General features: G+C 59.8%; 7 protein-coding genes and 2 pseudogenes. 2 read left to right on the top strand and 7 right to left on the bottom strand.

Annotation, left to right across the window (positions count from 1 at the left end; translation table 11 throughout):
• Positions 1-675: 675 nt before the first annotated feature.
• The 6 genes from petA to ACLP2E_RS03260 all read right to left on the bottom strand — a co-directional run bounded on the left by petA (position 676) and on the right by ACLP2E_RS03260 (position 6,324).
• On the bottom strand, positions 676-1,329 hold the full coding sequence (gene petA / locus ACLP2E_RS03285) for a ubiquinol-cytochrome c reductase iron-sulfur subunit (RefSeq protein WP_442465137.1): 654 nt from the start codon (positions 1,327-1,329) through the stop codon (positions 676-678).
• A gap of 111 nt (positions 1,330-1,440) precedes the next feature.
• Positions 1,441-2,286: an alpha/beta hydrolase family esterase gene (locus ACLP2E_RS03280; protein ID WP_442465136.1), complete on the bottom strand. Its 846-nt coding sequence runs from the start codon at positions 2,284-2,286 to the stop codon at positions 1,441-1,443.
• 68 nt (positions 2,287-2,354) lie between these two features.
• Positions 2,355-3,089 (bottom strand): tetratricopeptide repeat protein, encoded by a 735-nt coding sequence (locus tag ACLP2E_RS03275; protein WP_442461332.1) that lies wholly within the window; start codon positions 3,087-3,089, stop codon positions 2,355-2,357.
• A 38-nt stretch (positions 3,090-3,127) separates the two neighbouring features.
• Complete coding sequence (locus ACLP2E_RS03270; RefSeq protein WP_442465135.1) at positions 3,128-3,772, bottom strand: PRC-barrel domain-containing protein; 645 nt, start codon at positions 3,770-3,772, stop codon at positions 3,128-3,130.
• Positions 3,773-3,938: 166 nt separating this feature from the next.
• On the bottom strand, positions 3,939-4,157 hold the full coding sequence (locus ACLP2E_RS03265; protein ID WP_442461334.1) for a DUF3734 domain-containing protein: 219 nt from the start codon (positions 4,155-4,157) through the stop codon (positions 3,939-3,941).
• A 358-nt stretch (positions 4,158-4,515) separates the two neighbouring features.
• Positions 4,516-6,324, bottom strand: coding sequence for a chloride channel protein (locus ACLP2E_RS03260; RefSeq protein WP_442465134.1), 1,809 nt, complete (start codon positions 6,322-6,324; stop codon positions 4,516-4,518).
• A gap of 215 nt (positions 6,325-6,539) precedes the next feature.
• Between ACLP2E_RS03260 and ACLP2E_RS03255 the strand changes: the two genes are divergently transcribed.
• Positions 6,540-7,301, top strand: a complete 762-nt coding sequence (locus ACLP2E_RS03255; protein WP_442465133.1) for a cytochrome c oxidase assembly protein — start codon at positions 6,540-6,542, stop codon at positions 7,299-7,301.
• Positions 7,292-8,119, top strand: a pseudogene (locus tag ACLP2E_RS03250) (outer membrane protein assembly factor BamB family protein); the annotation flags it as partial. The gene ACLP2E_RS03255 and the pseudogene ACLP2E_RS03250, both read left to right, overlap by 10 nt.
• A 61-nt stretch (positions 8,120-8,180) precedes the next feature.
• Here the strand turns inward: ACLP2E_RS03250 and ACLP2E_RS03245 are convergent.
• Positions 8,181-8,887 (bottom strand): annotated as a pseudogene (locus tag ACLP2E_RS03245) (IS481 family transposase); the annotation flags it as partial.

The following is an 8,887-nucleotide window of genomic DNA, read 5'->3' as shown; positions in this document are numbered from 1 at the left end:
GGGGCTTGCCCCGCGCCGCCCTCTGCCGAGCTTCGATCTTTCTCAAATACGTCTCACAAGCCGACCTGATCGTCGGAGCAGGGCCATTTGCCGCCGCTGTCGCCTGAACGCGCGCAGACGCCACATAGGCGCGACTGGCAGTAACCGCTTGGGCGAAGCTGAGGCTATTAATGCCATCGCCTTCGAACACGTCATCGGCGGTTCCGAGCGGAGCTTGCCGATAGCCGACGCCTTGCCGCCAACGGACTATCCATTTGCCGCCGCGCTTCGCCTTCCGGTAGCCTAGGTGGACGTCCGGATCGACAGCGCGCCAATGCAGCCCGATGTCCAATCCCGATCTAGCGTTGCGCGTAGTCAGGGGAGCTTCATGCAATCGCTTGCCCATCTATATTGCCGCCGTTCCAAATACGTCCAATATTCATCAAATATATCTACTCGGGTGGCTTTGGACAAGTATGGACATAATATCTTTAAAAACAACAAGATAAAGGCGCTAAGGCGAGAATTTTGATCCGGAGAACGTCAAAAGTTATGCCCTCCGAAGGCAGAGGCCAGGGGTTCGAATCCCTTCGGGTGCGCCATTAAAATCAATAAGTTGTCTGTGGACGCTACCGGACTCCGCGCTCTGGAGGGAGCAACCAGCGCGAATGTGGCGATGCAAATGTGACTTTGAAGTCAGAGCTGAGTGACCGACTCCAACTCGAACTTCTGACCTTCAGGATTTTCGCCAATCCGGATCGTTTTGTCGGTCACAAAGCGATAGGGCGGCACCGGCAGATTATAGGGAGCCGGCACATTTCGAAAAACCCTTCCGGCCAAATCGTATTTCGAGCCGTGGCAAGGACAAAACCATCCTCCAAGCCACCCGGGAGAAAGCTGGTTCTTGTTGGGCTTATATATGGGGATGCAGCCAAGATGTGTGCAAATGCCGACCAGAACGGCAAATTCCGGTTTCAAGGATCGATGCCAATTATCAGCGTAGCCCGGCTGCTGCCGCGCCAGTGAATGGGGGTCCGACAGCAGCCCGACGAGAGCGGGATCCTGCAGGGTTTTCAACGCATCCGCGGGTCGATTGACGATGAAGATCGGATGCCCCCGCCATTTGATGATGATTTGCTGGCCTGCGGCGAGCGAGCCGACATCGAGATCGAGCGGAGCCCCGGCTGCGAGCGTAGTTGCGTCCGGCTGCATTTGATCGATCAACGGCCATATCGTGGCGCCGACCCCTACCGCCGCAACCGCGCCTGTCGCTATGTAGAGGAAGTCGCGGCGGCTCCCTTTTTGAGTTTCGGCCTGTGAGGCGTCCGTTTTCAAGTCGTCCACGATCATTCTCCGGAACCGTGCATTTGGGACCGCCTCGACTCGCGAGCAGTGCGCGACGCCTAAACGTCCCGCAGATCCATGGTTTCCCGCTTTGTCTCGCCGAACGCAGCCGCTCGTCTAGGCCCCAAGCTTTTTCAGGAAGGCCCAAACCAAATGCGCAGCGTCATTCATTTTTTCCGCACGGCTGGAAGCGCCTTCATCGGAAGCGCCGATTTTAGCCGAAGTTGCTTTTCCGTCATGTATGATTCGAACCTGCTCCACCGGAGCCTTGCAGCCCGAAAATCGTTCGACATAAGCGACATCGCGATTTCGCGGATCGCTGACGACCAGTGGCGCCGGTGACTGTCCTGCAGCGCAGCCGTCCGATTTGGCAAAGAAAGCGAGGGCGGCCGGCGAAGCGGTCGCCTGGCTGTGGCCGGTGGCGATGGCGATATAGGCGAGTGGCTTTGGCGGCGCGCAGGTCGCAGCCAGATCGGGTGGCATAGTCGTATCAATGGTCGCCAAGCCAGCAATCGGCCCGAGCCCGGCGCAAACTGCGCGGATCGCCATGGCGCCGCCGGTTGAATCGCCTACTAGAAAAATCAATCGCGAATTGACAAGACCTCGCCGCTCGAGCGTGGCGGTCATGTCCCGCAACATCGCGACATCTCTTGTGGCTGCTGCTCCCACTGCATCCGACCAATGGCCGTGGATCGCATCGGGGTAGAGAAAAATCGGTTTGGCCGAATGCGTTATGGATTCGAGGCGCAAACGGTGTCGTACGCGCGCGCCATTGCCGTTTTCGCCATGGAGCACAATGACCAAAGGCCGTCGAGCGAGTTTCAAGGGGGCGTGTTCGATGACCAAAGCCGTTCTCGCCAGTCCGGCAGAATCGATCGTTAAGTAAGCGGCGGCCAGCGCCTGCGGAACCTCAGACATGGCGCAGAAGGCGGCGACAAGCATTGTGCTCCATTTCGGCGACATTGCCCGCTCCGTCCCATCCTTTTACTGTTGAATCCTGCGGCGATGCATGCTGCAGCGACTTGGCCGAGTCATGACTGGGCCGGTTTGATGTTCGCGGCAATTTGTCCGGCGATTTGCTCGCCCTTGTTGATTTCCGTCGGGGACATTCGTTTAAGCAATTCGTCTCTTTCGCTCTCGGCCGACTGATTACCCCGAAGCGTCGCATTTTCATACCAGCCATAGGCTTCAGCCTTGTCTTGCGGCACGCCAAGCCCCACTGCAAAAATCCGCCCAAGCTGTTCTCGTGCTTTAGCATCGCCGGCTGTCGCGGCTTTGCTCAGCCAGAATTGAGCCTTTCCGAAATCCTGCAGCGTCGTAGTTCCGTTCAGATAAACTGTGCCGAGCCGAGTTTCCGCTGGCGCGAATCCGTGCTCGGCAGACTTTTGAAGCAAGGCTAGCGCTTTCGCCGCATCCGATTTGGCGCCCGGATCATTGTCGTAAATATCTGCCAGCCAATATTGCGCCTTGGCGTCGCCAGCGTTGGCCAGTGGCGCGAGCAGTTTCAAAGCGGCCGCGTCATGGCCCGAACGGTAGGCCTGCAATGCGATCTGCAATTTCGCATCCGTCGTCAGATGGCGGTCGCTTTCCACGTATCGACTCATGTATGGGTCACTGAAAAGCGTGGCCGCCAGCATGGCGCCGGCGGCAGCCATAGCGGCGATCAGCGGAAACTTGTTCCCGGCGTTTCCGGGCGTTGGCTCGAACATAGCCTTGGCCTTTTGGCCTGTGGAGCGTCCGGCTCCGAGCTTCTGTAAATGCAGCAAGCGGAGGCCTGCGCCTCCGCTTTTAGCTTTACAGGGTATTACTTATTACTTGCGTGTTGTACGCCGCTATACTTGAACTCCGGCGCAGCCTTGAGCTGGTCGGCCGTGGCGTTCATGGCTGCGTGCCATTTCTTATCCGTGGAATTATAGGTGATGTTGAGCGCGGACGGGTTCACCGCGACATAATGGTCGCCCATGCCGAGGAATCCGCCGACTGCCAAGATGTAAGCCTGAACGCCGTTCTGGTCCAAGCTTATGTCCTTCACCGTGCCGATATCCTGATTGGCGTTGTTGTAAACACTCAGGCCGACGAGGTTGGAGCTCAATTTATCGCTCGAAGGAACGGTGGTGAACATGCCGATCTTCTGGCTCGAAGCTTTGCTCTGGTTGGCTCCATTCGGTTCACCCGCCTGGTAAGCAGTCACCTCCTCGAACGAATTCGGGTCGACCGAAATCATGACCGGGTTGCCGGATTTGTCCTTTGCGCTGATGAAAAACGCTTCCGGCTCGATGTTAATGTCCCTAAAGCCCGAGCGCTCAAGGCTGGACTTGATATCCTGGCGAATGCTTCCCTTGGACTGACTCTGAGCATTGTTGGGCTGTGGCTGAGCATTGCTTGTTTGAGCGTAAGCAACTTGTGTGAGGGCGAGGCCGGCTGCGGCGGCCAAGACAGGGATTTTCATTTTTTCCTCCTTATTGCGTATTAGTAAAACGCCTTATCGAAACGCAGGTTTCTAAGATTAATATTTTGTAATCAGATGGAATTTTTGAAGACTATCTACATCCAAGCGATGAGTGGAAGAGCGCAATCATGGCGCACCGAATGGCCAAGGGAAACCAAGCCCGAACTCAGCTGGAGGGATCCAGCGTGGTGGCTCCGTCGCGGGCCACGCGATGGATCGAGCATCCGAGATGTTCCGGTTTAAGCCGGCGAAGCCATGGGCTCTCCGCCAGGGCGCGTCGCATGTCGTCGAGGCCGGCCTTGCGCCGCTCGGCGATGGACGGGCGCGAGAATTCAGCGTCGCTGGAAGGGATCTGATCCCGGTCCGGGTGATAAACAATATGCACCAGATCGAGCCGCTGGCTGGAAACAGCTCATCGAGCAATTGCAGAGCGTGCCGCAACTTGACCTTTGACGCCATCGCCTGGACATATTGCGGCGTCGTGCTCGCATATCTGATCTGCTTGTCGCGCCAGGCGACCGCTTCCATCGTGTCCGGGGCCGGACCCTCGGCGCTCCACAGTCCATGATGAAAATCGTCCCGCCGCCTTGCAAAACGAGAATACAAGAGGTCTTTTCGGACAAGCTTGCGCTATCCCTTTGCGTCAGGTCGAATGATGCGTTGCCGAAACGTTTTCCTCGCGACGTAGCCTGCGACCAACACGAACGTGGCGATATCGTTCCGATGGTTTGACGGAAATCCAGTCATTTTGCCGACTGGATCACGGCGTCGGCTATGCTGCGCTTGGTGATGACGCCGCGGATGTCCTCGCGCCGCGGAACGCCGGTTCCTCCGACGACGATGGCGGCGCTGCGCCCATGCCGGTGCATGCGCTCGAACACGCGGCTGAGCAGGTCCTTTTCGCGGGCGAGGATATAGTCCCTCTGCGCCAGCGCATCGACCGTGACCGACGGGTCGCGCAAGGCTTGCGTCCAAAGTCCCGAGCGCACAGGAACCATGCCGCAAATATGCGTGGCGTTGGCGACCACGATTGGTGGCGTCACGTTCTTGCCGGGTGGAATCGCGCTGAGCACGTCAAACAGTCTGGCGCCGGGCTGGGCGACGATGAAGTCGGCTTCCATGATCGATTCGGCTTGCTGGACGAGATAAAGGTTCGCATGCCGATCCTGCGGAATGTGATGCCCTCGATGGCGCAGCTTGATCGTGTAGATCGTGTCGCCGATCAGGGCGCGGCGCACGCCGGAACCGAAGGCCACGGCGATGATCACCGGCACGATGACGGCGTAGTCGCGCGTCATTTCGAAAATCATGACTATGGCGGTCATGACGCCGCCCGTTCCGGCGCCGACCATCGCCGCCATGCCGATGATGGCGCAGGAGGCGGGAGAAAGATCGAGGTGTGGCGCGACCGCCAGCGCGCCAAATCCCACGCTGCCGCCCAATGTCGCGCCGATGAACAGCAGTGGAGAAAATATGCCGCCCGATGCGCCAGATCCAAGACTGATCGAAGTCGCCAGGATTTTCGCTGCGACCAGGATCACCAGAAGAACGGGAACGGTCATTTGCGATTCAAGGATCGACTGGATCACCCCATAACCGACGCCATTGATGAAGGGATGGCCGAAGAAGCGGGTAAAGCCAACCATCATGGCGCCGATCACGGCCATCCCGGCTGCTACCTGAACATAGGCTCCGCCGGGCAAGGCAGGGAACCAGTCTTCGAAAAACGCCAGCAGACGGATGAACGCCCAGGCCGCCAGTCCGCTCGCCGCGCCGAGCACGACGATGACCAGCAAATCCATTGGCCAGGCGCTGCTGAGCTCGGCCCCTTCGAAGCGCGGCATGATGAAAGCGGGCGCTCCGCCAAGGAGAACCCGACCGGTATAGGTCGCGGCGCCTGTGGCGATGACTACCGGCAAAAAGGTCCGATTGGAGATTTCGGGCAGGAGGATTTCGGTCGCGAAGAGAACCCCGCCGAGGGGCGTGTTGAAGGTCGCGGCGATGCCCGCGCCCGCGCCCGCGGAAAGCAGCGTGATCTTTTGCGATGTCGCGAGGCGCGCCACCCGGCCCAAGGTCGATCCCAGCGCCGAGCCGATCTGAATGATTGGACCTTCCCGGCCCACGGCGGCGCCGGTCCCAATCGAAATGGCTGAGGCGAGCGATTTCACCACCGCAACCACGCCACGGATGTCGCCGCCCTTGTAATAGATCGCGTCCATCACTTCCGCCACGCCGTGGCCCTTGGCTTCCGGCGCGAAATTCCGGACCAGGAAAACGACGATCAGGCCTCCGACGATCGGCGCGAAAAAAACCAGATCGCCCCATGGACTCGGGGGATCGAGACGGTTTGCGTCGAGAACGAACGACCAGCGTCCGAGATAGGAGAGGTTGTAAAATAGCCCGATCAGGGCTCGGAACACGGCCGACCCAACCCCGGTAAAGACGCCGATGCACAACGCCAGGAGACAGAGCCGCCAGAGCTCGACCTCGGCGCGCGGCGGTCCGCGCGCTTTCAAAAGGCTAATTCTGGGAAACCTGAGGAAGCGGATCATCATTTCTCCCGTCAGGGCGATGAATCGGAAGCCTGACTTTCACGAAACGCGCGCTCGAGCGTCCCGATTGCTCGCGCCAAAAATCTTTCATAGCAAAAAACCGCGGCGCCGACATACGCGGGCGGGTGACCGCGCTCGCACGTTGGCCCGTCAATATTGCGTAACCGATCTCGCCCGTCCGCGTTGAGGCGTTTTTCAGCGGGCGAGACTCATCGATGCCGCCATTTATTCCCTACTGCGGTCATGCGCCTGTACCGGGAGCGCTGGCAGATCCCCATCTTTTGGCCGCCCTCGTGATTTTTCTTGTTCTTGCTTTGATCGTTGGCGAGGCGCGCGGTCGAACGAGTCTTTTCATGATCGGCTGGGCGATGCTCTCGCTCGCCTTCGTGTCGCCCCTCTGCAATCTCAGCGTCGCCTTGTTTTCCGCGCGCGTCGGGCAGCATATGGCGCTGGATTTCGTCGCCGCTCCCCTGCTTGTCGCTGGCCTTGCTCCCGTTTTCGATCTCCAGCCGAAAGCGCCCAACAACCTTGCCCTTGCGGCCGCCAGTCTCGTTTTCGCGGCTGTCCTGTGGTTCTGGCACATGCCGGCCCCCTATGACGCGACGCTGACGAATAACTTGACTTATTGGGGGATGCACTTGTCGTCCTTGTTCGCGGCGATCTGGCTGTGGCGCGCGATTTTTTCGGCGCGCGGCTTTGTCGCCTTTCTTGCGGTCACTTTCACCGGCCTGCAGATGAGCGCGCTCGGCGCGTTCCTGACCTTTTCGCGCTTTCCGCTTTTCGTGGTCCACAAGGACACGACCTGGCCCTGGGGCCTGAGCCCGCTCGCCGACCAGCAACTGGGCGGGTTGCTGATGTGGATTCCCGCGGGACTGCTGATCACCCTCTATTCGGTCATAGCCCTGAGCCGAAACCTCGATGAGACCAGGAAGACCACGGCCGCGTGGTCTGTGCAGGGAGACGGTCAATGCGCATGAGACAGGCCCGTTTTCTATCCGCCGCTTCGCTGGCGCTTGCTTTCGTCAGCGAAGCGGCTGCGGACGATCTGCAAAAGCTCAGCCAGGACCCCGCGCAATGGGTCATGGCCGCGCATGATTACGCCAATACGCGATTCAGCGGCCTCGATGAGCTGAACGCCGGCAATGTCGGCGGCCTGCAGGTCGCCTGGATGTTTTCGCTCGGGGAAACGCGCGGACAGGAAGCGGCGCCGCTGATCATCGGCGACACGATGTATGCCATCAGCTCGTATCCCAACAAGGTCTTCGCCCTCGACGCGACAACGGGCGAGCTGAAATGGACCTACGTCCCCAATACCGATCGCGCCGCGCAGGGCGTCGCCTGCTGCGATGTCGTCACGCGTGGCGTCGCCTATGATTCTGGCAAGATCTTTCTCGTCACCCTCGACAATCATGCGGTGGCGCTCGACGCAAAAACCGGGCGCGAAGTGTGGAGCACCAAGACCGGCGACATCAATCTCGGCGAGACCACGACCGCCGCGCCCATGGTGGTGCAGGGCAAGGTGTTCGTCGGCATCAGCGGCGGCGAAATGGGCGTGCGCGGACGCGTCACCGTGCTCGACGAAAACACCGGCAAGATCGCCTATATCGGCTGTTCGACCGGTCCGGACAAGGACGTGCTGATCGGCGCCGATTTCAAGCCGCCTTACGACTGGCTGAAGGGCAAGGACCTCGGTGTCGCCTCGTGGCCCCCGGACGCCTGGAAGATCGGCGGCGGCACGCTGTGGGGATGGTTTTCCTACGATCCCGTTCTGAACCTGCTATATTACAGCACCGCCAATCCCGGTCCCTGGAACGCCGAGCAAAGGCCCGGCGACAACCTTTGGGCAACGACGCTGTGTGGAGCCTCAACAGGTTGTGTCCCCGGTTAGACCGAGGCGACTGATGGGCGTTTGGTATTTTATGCCGCCGTGTGGACGATGCCAGTTGTATCTGTGCATCCAGTGCGGCAGCTCCGCAGCGCGCTGATCGGATGATGGATGGGCCATCGCATAAGCCCATTCCCGCAATGCCGTCTGGATGAAGCGTTCGGCCTTGCCGTTGGTCTTGGGCGTATAGGGCTTGGTGCGGATGTGCTTGAGGCGCAAGCGCTTGCAGGCTCTGGCAAAGGCGAAGGATTTATAGCAGGAGCCGTTGTCGGTCATCACGCGGGTGATCTTGACGCCCAGGCTCTTGTAATAGGCGACGGACGCTTTCAGGAACTCGACGGCGCTGACCGCCTTCTCATCCGGCTTGATCTGGGTGAAAGCGATGCGCGAGGCGTCGTCGATGCAGACATGGACGAACTCCCAGCCGACGCCCCGGCTATTGCTCTGGCCTCTGCGGTCGCCGGTGATGCGATGGCCGACGCGCTCGAAACGCCCAAGTTTCTTGATGTCGATATGGATCAACTCGCCGGGGTTTTGCCGTTCATAGCGCTTGACCGGCTCAGCGGGCTCAAGATCGCGCATGCGGCTCAACCTGGCGCGCCTAAGAATGCGGCTGACGGTCGCCGTCGAGACACCGGTAAGCTTGGCAATATGCTTTCCGGTGAAGCGCTGGCGGCG

This window comes from Rhodoblastus sp., from assembly GCF_052145335.1.
GTDB lineage: Bacteria > Pseudomonadota > Alphaproteobacteria > Rhizobiales > Beijerinckiaceae > Rhodoblastus.
Note: the sequence above shows the minus strand (reverse complement) of the source record. Positions and strands in the feature narration are given on the sequence as shown.